Origin of the sequence: Oryzobacter faecalis (assembly GCF_046764005.1) — a bacterium.
Taxonomy (GTDB): Bacteria; Actinomycetota; Actinomycetes; order Actinomycetales; family Dermatophilaceae; genus Oryzobacter; species Oryzobacter faecalis.
The window spans coordinates 248,604-267,890 of record NZ_JBKOFW010000005.1 but is presented as its reverse complement, the minus strand read 5'-3'; the positions used below and the strand labels follow the sequence as shown (position 1 = coordinate 267,890).

At 75.9% G+C, this 19,287-nt stretch carries 17 protein-coding genes; 9 read left to right on the top strand and 8 right to left on the bottom strand.

Annotation, left to right across the window (positions count from 1 at the left end):
* Positions 1-288 precede the first annotated feature (288 nt).
* Complete coding sequence (locus ACK8HX_RS12005; RefSeq protein ID WP_411940931.1) at positions 289-1,623, top strand: isochorismate synthase; 1,335 nt, start codon at positions 289-291, stop codon at positions 1,621-1,623.
* A gap of 71 nt (positions 1,624-1,694) precedes the next feature.
* On the opposite strand, the gene ACK8HX_RS12000 is transcribed toward ACK8HX_RS12005, so the two are convergent.
* From ACK8HX_RS12000 to ACK8HX_RS11980, 5 genes are all read right to left on the bottom strand, one after another.
* A complete protein-coding gene (locus ACK8HX_RS12000) occupies positions 1,695-2,951 on the bottom strand; it encodes a geranylgeranyl reductase family protein (RefSeq protein ID WP_411940930.1) in 1,257 nt (418 codons plus the stop codon).
* A 191-nt stretch (positions 2,952-3,142) separates the two neighbouring features.
* Positions 3,143-4,855: a 2-succinyl-5-enolpyruvyl-6-hydroxy-3-cyclohexene-1-carboxylic-acid synthase gene (gene menD, locus ACK8HX_RS11995; protein WP_411940929.1), complete on the bottom strand. Its 1,713-nt coding sequence runs from the start codon at positions 4,853-4,855 to the stop codon at positions 3,143-3,145.
* A 46-nt stretch (positions 4,856-4,901) separates the two neighbouring features.
* Positions 4,902-6,986 carry a PQQ-dependent sugar dehydrogenase gene (locus tag ACK8HX_RS11990; protein ID WP_411940928.1) on the bottom strand — a complete coding sequence of 695 codons (2,085 nt, stop codon included), beginning with the start codon at positions 6,984-6,986 and terminating at the stop codon, positions 4,902-4,904.
* A 33-nt stretch (positions 6,987-7,019) separates the two neighbouring features.
* On the bottom strand, positions 7,020-8,189 hold the full coding sequence (locus ACK8HX_RS11985) for a hypothetical protein (protein WP_411940927.1): 1,170 nt from the start codon (positions 8,187-8,189) through the stop codon (positions 7,020-7,022).
* A 64-nt stretch (positions 8,190-8,253) separates the two neighbouring features.
* Positions 8,254-8,556: a hypothetical protein gene (locus ACK8HX_RS11980; protein WP_411940926.1), complete on the bottom strand. Its 303-nt coding sequence runs from the start codon at positions 8,554-8,556 to the stop codon at positions 8,254-8,256.
* A 148-nt stretch (positions 8,557-8,704) separates the two neighbouring features.
* On the opposite strand from ACK8HX_RS11980, the gene ACK8HX_RS11975 reads away from it, so the two are divergent.
* The gene (locus tag ACK8HX_RS11975; protein ID WP_411940925.1) at positions 8,705-10,102 is read left to right on the top strand and encodes a mycothione reductase; all 1,398 of its coding nucleotides are present in this window, start codon (positions 8,705-8,707) and stop codon (positions 10,100-10,102) included.
* A 59-nt stretch (positions 10,103-10,161) separates the two neighbouring features.
* Here the strand turns inward: ACK8HX_RS11975 and ACK8HX_RS11970 are convergent, their stop codons facing one another.
* Both ACK8HX_RS11970 and ACK8HX_RS11965 read right to left on the bottom strand, forming a co-directional pair.
* Complete coding sequence (locus ACK8HX_RS11970) at positions 10,162-10,905, bottom strand: VOC family protein (protein ID WP_411940924.1); 744 nt, start codon at positions 10,903-10,905, stop codon at positions 10,162-10,164.
* Complete coding sequence (locus ACK8HX_RS11965) at positions 10,902-11,933, bottom strand: o-succinylbenzoate synthase (protein WP_411940923.1); 1,032 nt, start codon at positions 11,931-11,933, stop codon at positions 10,902-10,904. The genes ACK8HX_RS11970 and ACK8HX_RS11965 overlap by 4 nt, the downstream gene beginning before the upstream one ends.
* 113 nt (positions 11,934-12,046) lie before the next feature.
* On the opposite strand from ACK8HX_RS11965, the gene ACK8HX_RS11960 reads away from it, so the two are divergent.
* Both ACK8HX_RS11960 and ACK8HX_RS11955 read left to right on the top strand, forming a co-directional pair.
* Positions 12,047-12,988 carry a 1,4-dihydroxy-2-naphthoyl-CoA synthase gene (locus tag ACK8HX_RS11960; protein ID WP_411940922.1) on the top strand — a complete coding sequence of 314 codons (942 nt, stop codon included), beginning with the start codon at positions 12,047-12,049 and terminating at the stop codon, positions 12,986-12,988.
* 35 nt (positions 12,989-13,023) lie between these two features.
* Complete coding sequence (locus ACK8HX_RS11955; protein WP_411940921.1) at positions 13,024-13,722, top strand: Type 1 glutamine amidotransferase-like domain-containing protein; 699 nt, start codon at positions 13,024-13,026, stop codon at positions 13,720-13,722.
* Here the strand turns inward: ACK8HX_RS11955 and ACK8HX_RS11950 are convergent.
* Positions 13,692-14,144, bottom strand: a complete 453-nt coding sequence (locus ACK8HX_RS11950; RefSeq protein ID WP_411940920.1) for a hypothetical protein — start codon at positions 14,142-14,144, stop codon at positions 13,692-13,694. The two genes, ACK8HX_RS11955 and ACK8HX_RS11950, sit on opposite strands and share 31 nt — an antisense overlap.
* Before the next feature lie 137 nt (positions 14,145-14,281).
* Here ACK8HX_RS11950 and ACK8HX_RS11945 point away from each other — a divergent pair, with 137 nt between their 5' ends.
* From ACK8HX_RS11945 to ACK8HX_RS11925, 5 genes are read left to right on the top strand one after another with little or no spacing between them, the layout of a single operon-like run.
* The gene (locus ACK8HX_RS11945; RefSeq protein ID WP_411940919.1) at positions 14,282-15,940 is read left to right on the top strand and encodes an NAD(P)/FAD-dependent oxidoreductase; all 1,659 of its coding nucleotides are present in this window, start codon (positions 14,282-14,284) and stop codon (positions 15,938-15,940) included.
* An 11-nt stretch (positions 15,941-15,951) separates the two neighbouring features.
* Positions 15,952-17,361: a sensor histidine kinase gene (locus tag ACK8HX_RS11940; protein ID WP_411940918.1), complete on the top strand. Its 1,410-nt coding sequence runs from the start codon at positions 15,952-15,954 to the stop codon at positions 17,359-17,361.
* A 21-nt stretch (positions 17,362-17,382) separates the two neighbouring features.
* Positions 17,383-17,751: a UBP-type zinc finger domain-containing protein gene (locus ACK8HX_RS11935; protein ID WP_411940917.1), complete on the top strand. Its 369-nt coding sequence runs from the start codon at positions 17,383-17,385 to the stop codon at positions 17,749-17,751.
* A complete protein-coding gene (menE, locus tag ACK8HX_RS11930; protein WP_411940916.1) occupies positions 17,748-18,950 on the top strand; it encodes an o-succinylbenzoate--CoA ligase in 1,203 nt (400 codons plus the stop codon). The genes ACK8HX_RS11935 and menE overlap by 4 nt, the downstream gene beginning before the upstream one ends.
* 30 nt (positions 18,951-18,980) lie before the next feature.
* Complete coding sequence (locus tag ACK8HX_RS11925; RefSeq protein WP_411940915.1) at positions 18,981-19,280, top strand: PLDc N-terminal domain-containing protein; 300 nt, start codon at positions 18,981-18,983, stop codon at positions 19,278-19,280.
* Positions 19,281-19,287: the final 7 nt, after the last annotated feature.

Genomic DNA, 19,287 nt, shown 5'->3' with positions numbered 1-19,287 from the left:
CTCCCACTGCGCCGGCGCCCACCTGACGGCCCACCTCCCCGTCCAGGGTGCTCGCGTGTGCCCCGGCGGTCGCCCGGGCAGCCGGGTGAGCACACGCGGCTCGTTCAGGGCCTCGCGTGTGCCCAGGCGGTCACCTGGGCAGCCGGGTGAGCACACGCGGCTCGTCCAGGGTGCGCGCGTGCGCCCAGGCGGTCGCCTGGGCCGCCGGGTGAGCACACGCGGCCGGAGGGCGAGGGTTCCGTGAGGCGATGCCGGGACTCCGGGGTGCGCGCCGTATCCTCCTGCGTGATGACCTCGCTGCCCGCGGGCGAGCGGTCGACCGACGCGATCGGGGCGGCCGCCGCGCCTCTCGTGTCCCGAACCGTCCCGCTCCCCCCGGAGCTCGGCGACGCCCTCCTGTCGCTCGTGCCCGCGCGCGACGCGCGCGACGTCGTGTCGTGGGTGCGTCGCGGTGAGGGCCTCGTCGGATGGGGTCGCGCCGCCTCGCACACGGCCTCCGGGCCGGAGCGGATGGCCGAGCTCGAGCACTGGTGGTCCACGCTCGTCGGCACCGCCGTGGTCCGCGACGAGGTCGACCGCCCCGGCACGGGACCGGTGGCCTTCGGGTCGGTCTCGTACGCGGCCGGGTCGCCCGCCGGGGGGACGCTCGTCGTGCCCCAGGTCGTCGTCGGCAAGCGCGGCGGTCTCGCCTGGCTGACGACGGTGGGGGTCGAGTCGGCGCCGTCCGTGGCCGCCGTGCCGCGCGTCCCCGAGGTGCGGGTGCAGCCGGCGCCGTCCGCGCCGCGCGACGTCGCGTTCGCCGACGGCGCCCTGTCGCCCGCCGAGTGGGCGGGTGCCGTGGCGGAGGCCGTCTCGCGGATCACCGACGGCTCCCTCGACAAGGTGGTGCTCGCGCGCGACCTCGAGGTGACGGCGTCGTCCTCCCTCGACGTCCGCTGGCTGCTGCACCGACTCGCGGAGCAGTACGACACGACGTGGGTCTTCGCCGTCGACGGGCTCGTGGGGGCCACCCCCGAGCTGCTCGTGCGGCGCGAGAAGGGCCTCGTCACCTCGCGGGTGCTCGCCGGGACGATCCGGCGCACCGGCGACGACGAGCACGACCTCGCCCTCGCGGCCTCGCTGGCCCGGTCCTCGAAGGACCTCGAGGAGCACGAGTACGCCGTGCGGTCGGTCGCCGAGGCCCTGGCCCCCCACTGCTCGTCGATGAACGTGCCCGAGGCGCCGTTCGTCCTCCACCTGTCCAACGTCATGCACCTCGCGACCGACGTGGCGGGGGTCCTCGTCGACGACGCGTCCTCGCTGACCCTGGCGTCCTCGCTGCACCCCTCGGCCGCCGTGTGCGGCACCCCGACCGCCGACGCCGACGCCGTCATCGCCGAGCTCGAGCACATGGACCGGGGCCGCTACGCCGGCCCGGTCGGGTGGATCGACGCCACGGGTGACGGCGAGTGGGGCATCGCGCTGCGCTGCGGCGCCGTGTCGGCCGACGACCCGTCGCGCATCCGGCTCTACGCGGGCTGCGGCATCGTCGCCGGGTCCGACCCGGAGGCCGAGGTGGCGGAGTCGTCGGCGAAGTTCGTGCCGATGCGCGACGCCCTCACCGCGACCTCCCCCGCTCCCTGACCCACCTCATCCTCGGGTCGTGTGCCCACGTGGTCGCCCGCGCAGCCACCTGAGCACACGAGCCGAGGAGGTCAGGTGAAGGGCGGGCGGGCGTCGACGGCCACCGAGCGGCGGCCGGCCCAGCGCCACACGCGGGCCGAGCGGTCGCGGTCCTCGTCGGTGACGAGGTTGCCCATCCAGCGCAGCGCGAGCGTCATCAGCCAGTCGCTGCGCATGCCGACCGGCCCCAGGGCGCTGAGCACCCTCGGGGTCGTGAAGACGCCGGCGAGGCGCCGGGCGATGGAGAAGGCCTCGCCGTAGTGGTCGCGCAGCAGGGCCGGCCAGACGGTGGCGAGGTCGTCGTCGAGGTGGTCGACGAGCAGGCGCCCGGTCTCGAGGCCGTAGTCGATGCCCTCGCCGTTGAGCGGGTTGACGCAGGCGGCGGCGTCGCCGACGAGCGCCCAGTTGGAGCCGGCGACGTTGCTCACGGCGCCGCCCATCGGGAGCAGCGCGCTCGTCGGCAGCCGCTGCTCGCCGCTGAGGCCGAAGTCGGCGCGGCGCTCGTCGGTGTAGTGCCGCATGAGGGGCTTGATCGCGACGTCGGCCGGGCGCTTCGTCGTCGCGAGGGTGCCGACGCCGACGTTCACCTGCCCGCCGCCGAGGGGGAAGATCCAGCCGTAGCCCGGGAGCGCCTCGCCGGTGTCGGCGCGCAGCTCGAGGTGGCTGCTGATCCACGGGTCGTCGGCGCGGTCGGAGTCGACGTAGCAGCGGCCGGCGACGGCGTAGACGGTGTCCTGGTGCCACTCGCGGCCGAGCACCTTGCCGAGGCCGGAGCGGACGCCGTCGGCGACGACGAGCCGTTCGCAGGCGATGTCGAAGGTCTCGGTGCCGCGCCTGAAGGTGACGCTGCGGACCCGTCCACCCTCGACCGTCGCGTCGACGGCCTTGGCGCCCTCGACGCCGGTCGCGCCGTCGTCGAGGGCCGTGGTGCGGATGCGGTCGTCGAGCTCGGTGCGCGCGACGGCCGACCCGTGGTCGGGCAGGGTGCCGCCCGGCCACGGCAGGTGGAGGGTCTGGCCGAAGCCGTGGGCCCGCAGGCCCTGGTTGACGGTGTGCTCACGGACCCAGTCGCCGAGGCCGAGCCGGTCGAGCTCGTCGATGGCGCGCGGTGTCAGGCCGTCGCCGCACGTCTTGTCGCGCGGGAAGGTCGCCGCGTCGGCGAGGACGACGTCACGGCCGGAGCGGGCCGCCCACGCCGCGGCCGCCGATCCGGCGGGGCCGGCACCGACGACGAGGACGTCGGTGCGGGTGGGGGGCTCCGGAGCGGTGCGCTCGGGGGTCACGGTCACCCGGGCATTCTCGCAACCCGGCGTCCTCCGGCCGAATCCGCCCCCGCCCTCCCTCGCTTTCGTCCAGCCCCCCGGTCGAGTGGCCGCGACACGCTGATGCCCGGGCTCGAACATCAGCGCGTCGTGACCACTCGACTCGACTCGGCGCGGGGCGCGGGTGCGGCGGTCCGGTCGTCCGCCGGACGGCGGGGTCAGCGGCCGAGGGCGCGAGCGGCGAGGGCGCGCAGGTCGGCGTGCGCCTGCCGGTGGGTGGCCCGGTCGACGACGACCTCGACGACCCGGAGGCCGCTCGGGACGCGGGCGACCTCGGTGGCGAGCTCCTCGGCCGTGGTCGCGCGGGTGTGGACGACGTCGTGGGCCGCGCAGAGGGCCGCGAGGTCGGTGCCGGTCGGGGTGCCGAAGACCCGCTCGAAGCCGTCGGACCGCTCGGGGGCGCCGGGCTCCAGGGTGGTGAAGATGCCGCCGCCGTCGTCGTTGACCACGACGACGGTGAGGTCGGGGCGCGGCTCGTCCGGGCCGAGGAGGAGCCCGTTCGTGTCGTGGAGGAAGGTCAGGTCGCCGAGGAGCGCGTAGGTGGGTGTGCCGGGGCGGGCCAGGGCGACGCCGACGGCCGTGGAGACGAGCCCGTCGATGCCGGCGAGGCCGCGGTTGGCGACGACCTCCTCCGCGACGCTGCGGGCGACGCCGAGGTCGAGGTCGCGCACCGGGTTCGACGACCCGACGACGAGCACCGCCCCGTCGGGGAGCTTCGCCGACACCGCCTCGGCCACCGCGAGCCCTGTCGGCCACGGATGAGGGTGTGCCGCAACGGCGGCCGCGAGTGCTTCCCCGGCCTCCCCCCAGATCCCCACCCAGTCGTGCGCGGACTCCTCGGCGGGTCCGCCGCCGACGCGCAGCGCGTCAGGACCGTGGACGACGCCGACGACGTGCGACGGGTCGGGCCAGGCACCACCTTCCGACACCACCTCGACGCGCAGACCGGGCCGCCGGAGCAGCGCCCCGACCGCGCGGGACAGGGTGACCCGTCCGACGACGAGGACGCGGTCGGGGGCGTGTGCGTCGAGCCAGGCGGTGGCGGTGAGGAGGAGCGGGCCGTGCGGCACGGCCTCCTCGCGGACCGCTGCGGGGCCGAAGGGCTCGGCCACGACCGGGTGACCGCGCTCACGCGCCCACGCCACGGCATCGAGGGCGACGCGCGGGTCGCCCGTCGACCCGATGACCACGAGGGTGCGGGCGACCTCGTCGATCGGCGCGGCCACGGACTCGGGCCGCGGCGCGACCCGGACCCAGGGCCCACCGTCCGGGCGGCCGTCGAGGGAGTCCGGCCAGGGCGGCGCGGCCGACGGGTCGAGGTCGGGGACGAGCGGCTCGCGGAAACAGACGTCGAGGTGGACCGGGCCCGGCTGCGGGCCGGTGGCGCCGGTGGCCGCGGCGAGCGCGCGGCACACGGTGCTCCGCCAGAACGGTCCGAGGCCGGGGCGCGCCACCGGGGCGGGCAGGTCGAAGGACCAGCGGACCGCGGGGCCGAAGATGCCCGGCTGCTGCGTCGTCTGGTTGGCGCCGGTCCCCCGCAGCTCGTGCGGGCGGTCGGCGCTGAGGACGACGAGCGGCACCGCGGCGTGGTGGGCCTCGAGGACCGCCGGGTGGAGGTTCGCGACCGCAGTGCCCGAGGTGGTGACGACCGGGACGGGGCGCCCCGACCCCTTCGCGAGACCGAGGGCGAGGAAGCCGGCAGAGCGCTCGTCGACGCGGACGTGCAGGCGCAGCCGCCCGGCGCGCTCGGCATCGAGGAGGGCGTGGGCGAGGGGGGCCGACCGCGAGCCGGGGCTGAGGACGACGTCGCGCACGCCGCCCCGCACGAGCTCGTCGACGAGCACGGACGCGAGGGCGGAGGACGGCGTCACGAGGCGCGATTCTGCCAGTCCGGTCCCCGGACCACCGGCGGCGCGGTCAGGGCGTCGCGACGAGCCGTCGCGTGGCCGCGGCGACCTCGTCGGAGAGCGCCCCGGCACCACCGACGAGCGTGACGCGGTCGGGCGACAGGCGGAGGAGCTCCTGGCCCGAGGTCAGCGGCACCGACGTCGGGGCGGCCATGACGAGCGAGGCCCGCAGCGCACCCGCCGCGGCCCCGCCGGTGAGGGCGTCCGGGAAGGTCGCCCCGGAGGCGACCCATGCGTCGGCCGTCGTGAAGAACGCCCGGCCCACTGCCTGGCCCGTCGCGTACCGGTCGGCGCCGGCGAGCCGGACCACCGGCCCCGTCGTGTAGCCGTCGAGCGCCGAGGCGACGGCGGACGAGACCGCGCCGGTCCCGCCGAGCACGTGGACGGCCCGCGGGTCGAGCCGCTGGAGCTCGGCGGCGGTGGCGGGCGGGATGCCGTCGCGCGTCACGAGGAGGAGCGGTGCGTCCCGCAGGGCCGCGGCGGGCGTGCCCGCCAGCGCGTCGGCGAAGTCGGCGCCGGTCGCCACGAAGACGGAGGACACCCCGGGCGAGTACCAGCGCCTGCTGACCGCGGCTGCGGTCGCGTACCGGTCGGACCCGGCGACCCTGGTCACCTGGCCGGAGGAGGCGTACGGCTGGAGGGCTGCGAGCACCGAGGCGTCCACGACGCCCGTGCCGCCGACGACGACGATCCGCTGCGGGTTCAGCCGGTCCAGCTCGGCGCGGCTGCTCGCCGGCAGCGACGTCCGCGCCGTGAGGAGCACCGGCATCCCGAGCCGTCCGGCCGCCGCACCGCCGGCGAGGGCGTCCGGGAAGTCGGCTCCGGTCGCGACGAGGACGTCGGTCGCGCCACCCGGGTACGCGGCGGCGCTGACGGCCGCAGCGGTGGCGTAGCGGTCGGCGCCGCTCGCCCGTGTGACGACGGGGGTCGAGGGCGACACGCGGATGACGCGGTCGTTGCTGCCGTTCGAGGTCGTGAGGTAGAGCTGGCCGCCGGGGCCGACCGTCGCGGCGCGCAGCCGCCCCCACGTGCCGTTGAAGTGCGTCACAGGCGCGCTGAGCGAGGGTCCGGCGCCCACGACGAACCGGCGCAGGTCGGACTCCTTGAGCGTCGGGACGAAGAGGTTCCCCACGAAGTCGGCCCACTGCGACCCACGCGCGATGGCGGCGCCGGACGTCGCGAGCGTCGAGCTCCCGGAGGCCCACAGGGGCGCGAGGTACCCCGACGCGGCCTGGCACCCGGACGTCGAGTTCGGTTGTCCGTCACCGGTGTAGCACGGCCAGCCGTAGTTGCCGCCGGGCACGATGCGGTTGACCTCGTCGTTGACGCTCGGCCCGTGCTCGACCTCCAGCAGCTCGGTCGTCCCCGGCCGGAAGGCGAGCCCCTGCGGGTTGCGGTGCCCCATCGACCAGACCTCGTCACGGACGCCGCCGATGACGGGGTTCGTCGCGGGCACCGCGCCGGTGCGGGTGACGCGCAGGACCTTGCCGTTCAGGCTCGACCGGTTCTGCGCCAGCGAGGCGTTCGCCGCGTCCCCCATCCCGACCCAGAGGTGGCCGGAGGGGTCCATCTCGAGGGCGCAGCCGTTGTGCGTCGACGCCGCGGCCATGTCGGCGACGACCACGGTCGGCGCGGACCACTCTCCCGAGGTGGCCACCGTGTAGCGCAGGACATGGTTCTTCCACCCGTTCGTGCCGGTGGTGTCGCGGGAGGCGCACACGTACACCGAGCGGTTGCTCGCGAAGTCGACGTCGACGGCGAGGCCGAGGAGGCCGGACTCCCCTTGGGCACGCACGCCGGGAACCTCGACGGTCCGCAGGAGCGCGGCGCCGGGGGACCCGCTGGCGTACACCCGGATCAGTCCGGGTCGCTCGGTGACGACCATGGACCCGTCGGGCAGGAAGCCGACGTCCCACGGGACGACGAGCCCGCTCGCGACCGTCGCCGTGGCCAGCGTGGGGGGTGCGAGCGCCGTCGCGGCGGCAGTCGTGACCCCGGGAGCGGTCGCCCCGACCACGGGCGACAGGGCGACGAACGGCGCGAGGACGAGGGCCGCGAGGACCGCCGTCCTTCCCTGACGTCGGTTCCGGACCATGGCCAACCTCCCCGAGGACACGTGTGTCGGAGTCTAAGGAGGCCTGTCAACCGGAAGGCGGGCTCCCGGCGCCGCCGGCCCCGGACGTTCGACGACGATCTCCGACACCGAGAGCACGGCCACCCCGACGAACGAGCCGGCGCCCGCCCGCCAGTCCTCGACCTGCGGAAGCGTTCCGCGAGGGGCCTCCTCGACGGCCCGCAGGGTGCGGACGTGGGCCTCGAGGGCGTGCCGCCGCGGGTCGAGCGGCGCACGCCCCGACGGCGGCGCCTCGACGGTCACCCACGACGCGCCGGCCGGGTTGGGGGTGAGGTCGAGCCGGTGCACCGGGTCGTCGGCGTGCTGGACCGACAGCACCCGCACGGAGGGCGGCACGGGGAACAGCCCGACCGGCGCCCCCGAGGTCACGACGTGGGTGACCCGGTGGCGGCGGGCGAACCCGGCGTCGCCGGCAAGCGCCGCCGCGAGGATGCCGCCCTGACTGTGCCCCACGAGGAGCACGGGGTCGTCCGGGCGCGAGCGCGCCGACCCCGACCGGGCGAGGACGAGCGCGGCATCGACCCCGGCCGCCGCCACGGTGGCCGCACCGGTGACGGCCCGCACGTCGGTGGTGAGGTCGAACGGGTTGGACCCGGCACGCCCCGACCACTCCTGCGTCCCGGGCACGACGACGACCCAGGCGGACCCGCCGCCGAGGGCGGCCGTCTCGATGACGCGCACGCGCCCGCCGTCGAGCCCGTCACCGGCCGCGAGGAGGTCTGCGGCCGACCCGACGCGGGACCACGTCGCGGTCGGCGGTACGGCCCGCACCGATGGTGCCCCGGCACCGTCGACGAACCAGCCGTACCGCGAGGCCGCGTCGGCAGCGCCGGACACCCCGGTGAGCACCGCCGCCACGCCGCCCTCGACCTCCTCGTAGGCCCGCGCGGCGGAGCGCAGCCCGCCGGCGAGCGTGTCGAGGGCGAGCGCGTGCCCCCACAGCCCGGTGGGCCCGGCGACGGCAAGCACCCTCGTCTCGACCCGGGCCCACGACCCCCACGTCGACGGGTCGAGCACCAGGACCCCACCGCGCCACGCGACGGGCGAGCCCGCGCGGGCCAGGGCACCGGCCACCGTCGCGGCGTCGCCCCGGACGGCGTCGGCCACCCGTTCGACGACGCGGGCCGCCGCCGCCAGCGCCTCGGAGCGCACGGTCACCCTCACGGCGGCACCCCCTCGACGACCGGCGCACCCTCAGCCGTGGGCACCCCCTCGACCACACCCCGCGTCACGAACCCGCCCCCTGACCGGACCCCTGTCCCGATGCGGCCCGCACCCGTGCCGCGAGGTGCTCGGCCTCCGCCGCCGCCTCCCGCAGGTCGTCGGCGACCCGGGCCAGCCCCGCGCTGCGCTCGGCGACCTCGGCCCGGGCGCGGTCGGCCGCCGGCCCGGCCCACCACTCCAGCGCCGCCGGACCGAGGGCCGCGCGCCGCACGTCGACCCCGGCCGCGACCGAGCGCAACGTCGTCGCCAGCAGGCGCAGGGCCTCCTCACCCGGCTCGCGAGGCCCCGCTCCGGCCACCTCGTCCACCCCCTGTCGACCACCCCCTCGTCGGCCACCACCCGGCCACGCGTCCACCTCACCCGAGCGGGCCCGCCCCCGTCCACCTCGCAGGGGTTCCTGTGGAGAAGCCCGCCCCGACGCCCCGCCTGTGGACGACACGCCTACGCTCGACGCCATGCCGCACCACGACCTCGTCATCATCGGCAGCGGCTCGGGGAACTCGCTGCTGACGCCCGAGCTCGCGGGCCTCGACGTCGCCATCGTCGAGAAGGGGACCTTCGGCGGGACCTGCCTCAACGTCGGGTGCATCCCCACGAAGATGTTCGTCGTGCCGGCGGACCGGGTGGTCGAGGCCCACGACGCGCACCGCCTCGGCGTCACGTTCGACCGCCCTCGTGTCGACTGGCCGGCCATCCGGGACCGCATCTTCGGCCGGATCGACCCGATCTCACGCGGGGGCGAGGACTACCGGCGCGGCCAGGAGCACGTCACCCTCCACCGCAGCCGCGCGCGCTTCACCGGGGACCGCGCCCTCGTCCTCGACACCGGTGAGGAGGTGACCGCCGACCGCGTCGTCGTCGCGGCCGGCTCCCGGCCCAACGGGCTCGACCTCGACGGGCTGCGCGCCGCCGACCCGGCGACCGGCGTCCACACCTCCGACACCGTGATGCGCCTGGACTCCCTCCCGCCCCGGATGGCCGTCGTCGGCGGCGGCTTCGTCGCCTGCGAGCTCGCGCACGTGTTCTCCGCGCTCGGGGTGCACGTGACCCAGCTCCAGCGCAGCGGCCACCTCCTCATGCACGAGGAGGAGGAGATCGGCCAGCGCTACACCGAGATCGCCCGGCACCGGTACGACGTGCGGCTCGGCACGACCGTCACCGCCGCCGACCACTCCCTCGGCGTGTGGCGCCTCGAGACCGAGGGCCCCGGCGGACCCGCCCACGTCGAGGCCGAGGTCGTCCTCCTCGCCGTCGGGCGACGCCCCAACACCGACCTGCTCGACGCGCAGGCCGGTGGCCTCGACGTCACCGAGGACGGGCTGCTCGTCGTCGACGACCAGCTCCGGACCACGGCACAAGGCGTCTGGGCCCTCGGTGACGTCTGCTCACCCCACCAGCTCAAGCACGTCGCGAACCACGAGGCGCGGGTCGTCGCGCACAACCTCGCCGTCGACCTCGGCCGCCTCGAGGGCGAGCCCCGCCGCCTCGACGACCGGCCCATCCCCCACGCCGTGTTCGGGCACCCGCAGGTCGCCTCGTTCGGCCCCACCTGCGCTGAGCTCGACGCCGCGGGAACGCCGTACGTCACGAAGACCCAGTCCTACGGCGACGTGGCGTACGGCTGGGCGCTCGAGGACACGACCGGCATCCTCACGGTGCACGCCGACCCGTCGGGACGCGTCCTCGCCGCCCACGTCCTCGGCCCCCACGCCTCGACCGTCATCCAGCCGCTCGTGCAGGCGGCGACGTTCGGGCAGGACGCGCTCGAGGTCGCCCGCGGCCAGTACTGGATCCACCCGGCGCTCGCCGAGGTCGTCGAGAACGCCCTGCTGGGCCTCCCGCTCGACACCTGAGGACGGTCCGGGCGTCCGCAGATCGGTACGCCTCGGGGCCAGCCCTCGGCTGTCACGCGTCAGGGGCCGGGCGGCGGCTGGGGGCTTCGGCTCGTGAGGCAGTAGACCCGCCCGACGGGGTCGGCCATGACCGTCCAGTAGCGGTGCTCGCGCACGACGCGCGCCCCGAGGGAGACGTGGCGTGCGGTCTCGGCGCCCCGGTCGGCGCAGGCGAGGTCGACGTGCCCACGCACCGGCCCGTCGTCCTCGTCGAGGCGCTGGAGGAGCAGGCGCACGGCGAGGTCCGGTGGCCGCACGAGGTAGGCGAACCCGGGTTCGTCGGAGTCGCGCAGCTCCCACCCGGTGAGCGCCTCCCAGAAGCGGACCTCGGCGTCCCAGGCGGCGCGCGGCACGTCGAGGCAGACCTGGTCGAGGGCCACGGGCAGCCCTTCGCGGACCGGCCCGCCGGTGTCGTCGCCGTCCCACGTCGTGAGGCAGAAGGTGAACCCTCCCGGCGACCGGAGGATGACGACGGTGTCCCCGATGGCGCCCACCCGCACCGCGCCGAGCGCCTCCGCCCGCGCGGCCTCCGCACCGACGTCGTCGACGTCGAGGTCGAGGTGCACCCCGGCGCCCGGCTCCCCGACGGCCTGGACCTTCACCCAGGCCCGGCCGCGGGCGGGGAGCAGCGTCGAGAACTCGCCGTCCTCACCGCGCACCGGGGCGAGGGACGTGGCCGTCGCCTGCGCCCAGAACCGCCACGAGGTCGCGGCGTCGGCGCTCGGGGTGTCGAGGAAGATCCAGGCCCACCGCACGCTGCTCACGGGCACTCCTTCCCTCGGCCGACGAGAAGAGCGTGGCAGGCGGCGGCCCGGTCCCGCCACCACTCGACCCGCTCGGGCGCTGCGGCCCAGCGGTCGAGGAGCGCGGGGTCGGGGGCCACCCGGCCCACCGGCAGCGCCCCTTCGACCGGGACGAGGGAGGGCGCCGCCACGTCACCGTCGAGGAGGGCGACGGTCCCGAGCCCGCAGGCGTGGTCGAGGGACGGCAGTGCGGCCGCGAGGGCGACCCCTGCCGCGATGCCGATGCTCGTCTCGAGCGCCGACGACACGACAGCGGGCAGCCCGCAGGCCTCGACGACGGAGAGCGCCGCAGCCACCCCGCCGAGCGGTGCCACCTTGACGACGACGAGGTCGGCCGCCTCGAGGTCGCGGACGAGCATGGGGTCCTCGGCGCGACGGATCGACTCGTCGGCGGCGATCGGGACGTCGATCCCCTTGCGGGCCAACGCCATCCGCAGTTCCCGCAGGTCCTCGACGGTGGCGCACGGCTGCTCGGCGTACTCGAGGTCGCTGGTGGCGAGGCGCCGGAGGGCCTCCACGGCGTCGCCCACCGACCAGGCCCCGTTGGCGTCGACACGCACCCGCGCCGCCGGCCCCATGACCGCGCGCACCTCGGCCACCCGCGCGACGTCCTCCGCGAGGGACTGGCCCGGCTCCGCGACCTTGACCTTGGCCGTCGTGCAGCCGGGGAACCGGGCGAGCACCCCGGCGACCAGCTCGGGTGCGACGGCCGGCACGGTGGCGTTGACGGGCACGGTCGCCCTCAGCGGCTGCGGCCACTCCCCCCACGCGGACTCGACCGCCGACGCGAGCCAGCGAGCGGCCTCCTCCGGCGCGTACTCGGGGAACGGGCCGAACTCGCCCCAGCCGCGGGGGCCCTCGACGAGCGCCACCTCGCGCGTCGTCACCCCGCGGAAGCGCACCCGCATCGGGACGGCGACGACGCGCAGCGCGTCGAGCAGCTCTCCGACCGGGGGCACGGGCGGGGTCGACGGGGCCAGCGGGACCATGGCCCCACGCTAGGCGCTCCCGCCAGCACACCCGTGACCTCCCGGCCCGTGGGCTCAGGTGGTCGCCGGGGCAGCCACCTGAGCACACGACTCCGGGGAATACCCTTGCGCCCGTGAGTGCGATCGACGCAGTGAGCGGGACCTTCGACCCCGAGGCGTGGCAGGAGGTCCCCGGCTTCGAGGACCTCACCGACATCACGTACCACCGGGCCGTCGACCTCGGCGCGGTGCGGGTCGCGTTCGACCGGCCCGAGGTGCTCAACGCGTTCCGGCCGCACACCGTCGACGAGCTGTACCGGGTCCTCGACCACGCGCGCCGCACTCCCGACGTCGGCGTCGTCCTCCTCACCGGCAACGGCCCCGGACCCGAGGGGACCGGCTCCGCGGGCAAGTGGGCGTTCTGCACGGGTGGGGACCAGCGGATCCGCGGGCGCTCGGGGTACCAGTACGCCGAGGGCGCGACGGCCGACACGGTCGACGAGCGGCGCGTCAAGGCGGAGGGCGGGCGGCTGCACATCCTCGAGGTCCAGCGGCTGATCCGGACGATGCCGAAGGTCGTCGTCGCGGTCGTCAACGGCTGGGCGGCCGGCGGGGGGCACAGCCTGCACGTCGTCTGCGACCTCACCATCGCCAGCCGCGAGCACGCGGCCTTCAAGCAGACCGATGCCGACGTCGGCTCGTTCGACGGCGGCTACGGCAGCGCCTACCTCGCGAGGATGGTGGGGCAGAAGTTCGCCCGCGAGATCTTCTTCCTCGGGCGCACCTACTCGGCGGAGGACATGCACCGGATGGGCGCGGTCAACCTCGTCGCGGACCATGCCGACCTCGAGTCCACGGCGCTGGAGGTCGCCCGCGAGGTCATGGGCAAGAGCCCCCAGGCGCAGCGGATGCTGAAGTTCGCGTTCAACCTCGTCGACGACGGGCTCATGGGCCAGCAGGTCTTCGCCGGCGAGGCCACCCGGCTCGCCTACATGACCGACGAGGCCGTCGAGGGGCGCGACCAGTTCCTCGAGAAGCGCGACCCCGACTGGTCGCCCTTCCCCTGGTACTTCTGACCCCCTCGTCAGCACGTCCGGGCAGGATGGCGCGGGTGAGGCTCCTGCTGACGTCCGGTGGTGTCACGAACCCGTCCATCCACGCCGCCCTCGCGCGGCTCCTCGGCAGGCCCGTCGCCGAGAGCCACGCCCTCGTCGTCCCGACGGCGCAGTGGGGACACCCGATGTGCGGCCCGCCGTCCGTGCGGGGGCTCGTCGCGGCCGAGCCCGACTGGCGCCACCTCACCGGCCTGGGCTGGGCGTCGCTCGGCGTCCTCGAGCTCACCGCCCTCCCCTCCGTCGGGCGGGACCGCTGGGTCCCGTGGGTCGAGGCGGCCGACGTCCTCCTCGTCGACGGCGGCGACGCGACCTACCTGGCCCACTGGATGCGCGAGTCCGGGCTGGCCGACCTGCTGCCCGGGCTCGGCGACACCGTCTGGGTCGGCGTCAGCGCGGGGAGCATGGTGATGACGCCCCGCGTCGGCGAGTACTTCGTCGAGTGGCAGGGGGCCGAGGACGACCGCGGGCTCGGCGTCGTCGACTTCTCGATCTTCCCGCACCTCGACCTGTTCCCGACCAACACCCTCGCCCACGCCGAGCGCTGGGCGGCCGGGCTCGGGAACCCTGCGTACGTCATCGACGAGCAGACCGCCATCACCGTCGTCGACGGGGACGTGGAGGTGGTCTCGGAGGGCGAGTGGCACCGGTTCGAGGCCGGGACCGCTCAGCCCGACCCACCGAGGTCGAGGTCGTAGGCCTCCCACACGAGGTCGGACCCGCGCTGGCGGTGCCGGACGAGCAGCCCGACGAGCCTGGTCGCCGCCTCGCGGTGGGCGGCGACCGCTTCGCCCTCGAGCCCCTCGTCGCGCTCGCCGAGCAGCCGCTCGACCTCGGCGAGGACGACGCGGTGGTCCTCGAGCTGCTGGTCGACCTTGTGCCCCAGCCGCGGTGCCGAGCGCCGGATGTCGTCGTAGAGGCCGCCCTCGCCCTCGGTCAGCTCGACGTGGTCGCGCAGGTCGTGGGAGAGCTCGGTGAGCGCCGCCCGGACCCGCCGGCGCCACGTCGGCCCGAGCCCGACCGGCAGGGCGAGCGCGGCGTCGAGCGCCGCCATCGCCTCGCCGAGCTCGGCGCGCTGCCTCTGCAGCCGCTCGAGGTAAGCAGCGAACGACTCGTCCATCACCGCACCTCCTCGCCCAGCCCATCGTCCACCACCACGGGCATGCGCGCGAGGGGGGTCCCGGATCCCTTCCCGTGCGCCCCGCCCCGTCCTAGGGTGAGCGCGGACCACGATCCGTGACGGAGGGAGGACCCCCGGTGCCCCGCGCCACGATCCTCGCCGTCGACGACGACCCGCAGGTCGTGCGGGCGATTGTCCGCGACCTGCGGGCGCGGTACGGCGAGACGCACCGGATCGTCCGGGCGACGTCGGGCACCGAGGCGCTCGACGTCCTCGCCGAGCTCGTCCTGCGCGACCGGCCGGTCGCCCTCGTCGTCTGCGACCAGCGGATGCCCGGCATGACCGGCATCGAGGTGATGGCGCGGGTCCGCGAGGTCACGCCCGACACGCGGCTGCTCCTCCTCACCGCGTACGCCGACACCGAGGTCGCGATCCGCGCCATCAACGAGATCGGGCTCGACCACTACATGGTCAAGCCCTGGGCGCCGCCCGAGAGCCAGCTCTACCCCGTCGTCGACGACCTCCTCGACGACTGGGCCCGGGACCACCCGGAGGCCGAGTCGGTCGTCCGCGTCGTCGGTCACCAGTGGTCCGACCGGGGCCACGAGGTGAGGACGTTCCTCGCGCGCAACCACGTGCCGTACCGCTGGCTCGACGTCGAGCGCGACGAGGAGGCCACCCGGCTCGTCGAGCTCGCCGGGGCCGCGCCGGCCGACCTCCCCCTCGTCCTCGTGCCCGAGGGCGAGACCCTGCGCAGCCCGACGACGCTCGAGCTCGCCGAGGCGGTCGGCCTGTCCACCCGCGCGGTCCAGCCGCTCTACGACCTGTGCATCGTCGGCAGCGGCCCGGCCGGTCTGGCGGCGGCCGTCTACGCGGCCTCCGAGGGGCTGCGCACCGTCGTCGTCGAGCGCGACGCCCCCGGCGGGCAGGCCGGCCAGAGCGCCGCCATCGAGAACTACCTCGGGTTCCCCAAGGGAGTGTCGGGGGCCGACCTCACGCGCCGCGCCGTCGCCCAGGCCTCGCGGTTCGGGGCCGAGTCGGTGCTCGCGCGGGAGGTCGTGGCGCTCGAGCACCGCGGACCGGTCCACGCCGTGCGGTTCGCCGACGGCGGCGAGGTCGAGAGCCGGGCGGTCCTCGTCGCGACCGGTGTCGCGTACCGGCGACTGGAGGCCGAGGGTCTCGAGGAGCTGGGGTCGCGAGGGGTCTACTACGGGTCCTCCGCGAGCGACGCCGCCCAGACGGCGGGCGAGACCGTCTACGTCGTCGGGGCCGCGAACTCCGCGGGGCAGGCCGTCCTCAACTTCGCCGCGGTCGCCGAGCGGGTCGTCATGGTCGTGCGGGGGGCCCGGCTCGAGGACTCGATGTCGGAGTACCTCGTCGAGCGGATCCGGGCGGCCGCGAACGTCGAGGTCCGCTTCCGCAGCGAGGTCGCGGCGGCGCACGGCGACGGCCACCTCGAGGGCGTCACCCTCGTCGACCGTGACACCGGTGAGCGGTGCGAGGCCGAGACCTCGTGGCTGTTCGTCTTCATCGGCGCCGCCCCCCGCACCGACTGGCTCGGCGAGGAGGTCGTCCGCGACTCCAAGGGCTTCGTCGTCACCGGGCCCGACCTCGCGCTCCCCGACCGCGCCCACCACTGGCCGCTCACCCGCCCACCGTTCGCGCTGGAGACGAGCGTGCCGGGCGTCTTCGCCGCCGGCGACGTCCGCCTCGACTCGATGAAGCGGGTCGCCTCGGCCGTCGGAGAGGGCGGGATGGCCGTCCACCTCGTCCACCGCTACCTCGCGACGGTCTGAGGACGACCGCCGTGGACCGCACCGAGCTCCGGGCCCTGCCGCTCTTCGACGGGCTCAGCGACGCCCAGCTCGACGACCTCCTCGCGGCCGCCGACGAGCACCACGCCACCCCGGGTGAGGAGCTGTTCCACGAGGGCGCCCCGGCCGACACGTGGTGGGTGCTCCTCGACGGGGCGGTCGCCCTCTCCCGCCGGGTCGGGAACGAGGACACGACGATGGGGATGATGGCCAACCCCGGCCAGTGGGCCGGGGGGTTCGCCGCCTGGGACGAGCACGGCAACTACCTCGCGACCGCCCGGGCCGAGGCCCCCAGCCGGGTGCTGCGGCTGCCGTCGGCCGAGCTGCGGCGCCTGTCGCAGCAGTGGTTCCCCTTCGGGCTGCACTTCATCGACGGCCTCGTCAACACGGTCCGCCGGATCGAGTCGACCGCGCGGCAGCGCGAGGCGCTCGTCGCGCTCGGGACCCTCTCGGCGGGCCTGGCGCACGAGCTGAACAACCCCGCCGCCGCGGCCGTGCGGGCGGTCGACGCCCTCCGCGAGACGTCCGACCGGCGCCTCGAGACGCTCGCCCGGCTGGCTCGGGGCGGCATCAGCGCCGACCAGTTCACCGAGGTCGACGCCCTCCGGCGGCGGATCAGCGCCGGCGGCCAGGCGGGCGGGCTCACCGGGCTCGCGCTCGCCGACCGGGAGGACGAGCTCGGCGACTGGCTCGGCGACCACGGCGTCGAGCGCGGCTGGGACCTCGCCCCCGCCCTCGCGGCCGCCGGCGCCGACCTCGCGTGGTGCGAGGACCTCGCGAGGGCCGTGCCCGAGGCCTCGCTCTCGCCGGCGGTCGAGTGGGTCGCGGCGTCGGTGCTCATGGACGCGCTGCTCGGGGAGGTCAAGGAGGCGACAGAGCGGATCTCCACGCTCGTCGCCGCCGTGAAGTCCTACTCGCAGATGGACCGTGCCTCGCTGCAGGTCGCCGACCTCGTCGAGGGCCTGGACAGCACGCTCGTCATGCTCGCGCACAAGCTCGGCACTGGGGTGCGGGTCGAGCGCCACTACGCCCCCGACCTCCCGGCGGTCGAGGCGATGGCCGGCGAGCTCAACCAAGTGTGGACCAACCTCGTCGACAACGCGGTCGACGCGATGGGCGGGAACGGCGTCCTCACGGTCTCGGCCCGACCCGACGCGGACGCGCCCGGCTGGGTCGTCGTCGAGGTCGCCGACACCGGCGGTGGGATGACGCCCGAGGTCGCCGCCCGCGCCTTCGAGCCGTTCTACACGACGAAGGAGGTCGGCAAGGGGACCGGCCTCGGGCTCGACATCTCGCGGCGCATCGTCGAGGAGCGCCACTCGGGGGAGATCGCGATCGAGTCCGGCGCGGGTGGCACGCTGGTCCGGGTACGGCTCCCGGTGCGCCACACCGGGGGCACCTGACCCCGCGACGGAAGGCCACGCATGAGCGACGACGCCGCCCCGCACGACGGCATCGACCCCGCCGTCCCGCCCAGCGGGGCGGGCTGCGCCGACTGCGACGCCCACGACCCGCCCGGCTGGTGGGTGCACCTGCGGCGCTGTGCGGCCTGCGGGCACGTGGGGTGCTGCGACAGCTCCCCGGCCCAGCACGCCGCCGCCCACGCGCGCACGACCGGGCACCCCGTCGTCCAGAGCTACGAGCCCGGTGAGGACTGGTTCTGGGACTACGAGGACGAGGACTTCGTCGACGGCCCACGGCTCGCCCCGCCGACCGAGCACCCGGCGGACCAGCCAACCCCCGGCCCCCGCGGCCGCGTGCCCGCCGACTGGCTCGACCACATCCACCGATGACGGGCCTCCCGCCCGGGCGCGACGGGCGCATCGTCCTGGAGCCCCTCGCGGTGCCGGCCGGCGAGGCCGTCCTCGACCTGCTGCCCCGGCTCGCGCGGGCGCTCGGGGGCGGGGCGCCCGTCGCGCCGTACGCGGCGTCCGCCCCGGAGCCGCCCCTGCCGCCCCACACCGCGGCGGACCTGCCCGAGGGGCTGGGTGTCGTGGTCGGCACGTCCGGGTCGACCGGGACCCCGAAGCGCGCCCTGCTCGGGGCCGCGGCGCTGCGGGCGAGCGCGCGGGCGACCCATGAACGGCTCGGCGGGCCCGGCCAGTGGATGCTGCCCCTGCCCGCACACCATGTCGCCGGGCTCCAGGTCCTGTTGCGGTCGCTCGACGCCGGCACCGTGCCCGTCTGCATGGACCTCTCGAACGGCTTCTCCCCCAGCGCTTTCCGCGCCGCAACGGCTCGGCTGGATGACGGTGCTCGCCACTACACCAGCCTGGTCCCGGTCCAGCTGGCGCGGCTGCTGGACGACGCGGGGGCGTCCGAGTCGCTGCGGCGGTACGACGCGGTGCTCGTCGGCGGGGCCGCGCTGCCGCCGCGGCTGCGTCATCGGGCCGGGCTGTCCGGTGTCACCGTCGTGGCGACCTACGGGATGAGCGAGACGGCGGGGGGCTGCGTCTACGACGGAGAACCGTTGCCCTGCACCGGGATCCGCCTCGACGAGGAAGCGCGCATCGTCCTCGGCGGCGACACGGTTGCGCACGGCTACCTCGGCCGGCCCGACCTCACGGCGGCCGCGTTCTCCACGGACGCGGACGGGACCCGCTGGTTCCGCACCGACGACGTCGGCCACGTCGGCGAGGGCGGCCGCCTCCACGTGGACGGTCGGGTCGACGACCTCGTCAACACCGGCGGGCTCAAGGTCGCCCCACGGCTGGTCGAGGAGGCCGTGGCCGAGCACGTCCCCGACATCCGCGACGTCGTCGTCGTGGGGACGCCGCACCCCGAGTGGGGGGAGGCGGTGAGCGTCGCGCTCGTCCTCGAGGCGTCCGCCGCGGGGGACGGGCCCACGACCACCGACCTGCGCGCGGCCCTGCGCGGCGTCCTGCCCGACCACGCCCTGCCGGTGCGCTCGGTCACCGTCGACGAGCTCCCGCTCGCCGGACCCGGCAAGCCCGACCGCCGGGCCGTGGCCGCCCTCTTCGGCCCTGCCTGACGCGCGACCCCGACGTGGGATGATGGGGGCGTGCTCCGGTACCTGCCCGTGGTCCTCAGCCTCGCGCTGACGATCTACTGCGTCGTCGACGCGATCCAGACCGACGAGGGGTCGGTGCGCAACCTCCCGAAGCTGCTCTGGCTGCTCCTCATCCTCCTGTTCCCCGTCGTGGGCCCCGCTGCCTGGCTGCTGGCCGGGCGCCCGCAGCGCTCCCCCCGCCTCGGCGGCCTGGGCCAGCAGCAGCGGTGGGACGACCCCAGCCGCCGTCGCGACCAGAAGCCCCCGCCCCGCGGACCGGACGACGACCCCGACTTCCTCAAGGACCTCTGACCCCACC

Excerpts from the sequence above, each read along its gene's own strand:
- ACK8HX_RS11975 (WP_411940925.1), top strand. The coding sequence starts at position 8,705 with ATGCCGCACCACGACCTCGTCATCATCGGCAGCGGCTCGGGGAACTCG.
- ACK8HX_RS11950 (WP_411940920.1), bottom strand. The coding sequence starts at position 14,144 with ATGGACGAGTCGTTCGCTGCTTACCTCGAGCGGCTGCAGAGGCAGCGC.
- ACK8HX_RS12005 (WP_411940931.1), top strand. The coding sequence starts at position 289 with ATGACCTCGCTGCCCGCGGGCGAGCGGTCGACCGACGCGATCGGGGCG.
- ACK8HX_RS11935 (WP_411940917.1), top strand. The coding sequence starts at position 17,383 with ATGAGCGACGACGCCGCCCCGCACGACGGCATCGACCCCGCCGTCCCG.
- menE (WP_411940916.1), top strand. The coding sequence starts at position 17,748 with ATGACGGGCCTCCCGCCCGGGCGCGACGGGCGCATCGTCCTGGAGCCC.
- ACK8HX_RS11990 (WP_411940928.1), bottom strand. The coding sequence starts at position 6,986 with ATGGTCCGGAACCGACGTCAGGGAAGGACGGCGGTCCTCGCGGCCCTC.
- ACK8HX_RS11965 (WP_411940923.1), bottom strand. The coding sequence starts at position 11,933 with ATGGTCCCGCTGGCCCCGTCGACCCCGCCCGTGCCCCCGGTCGGAGAG.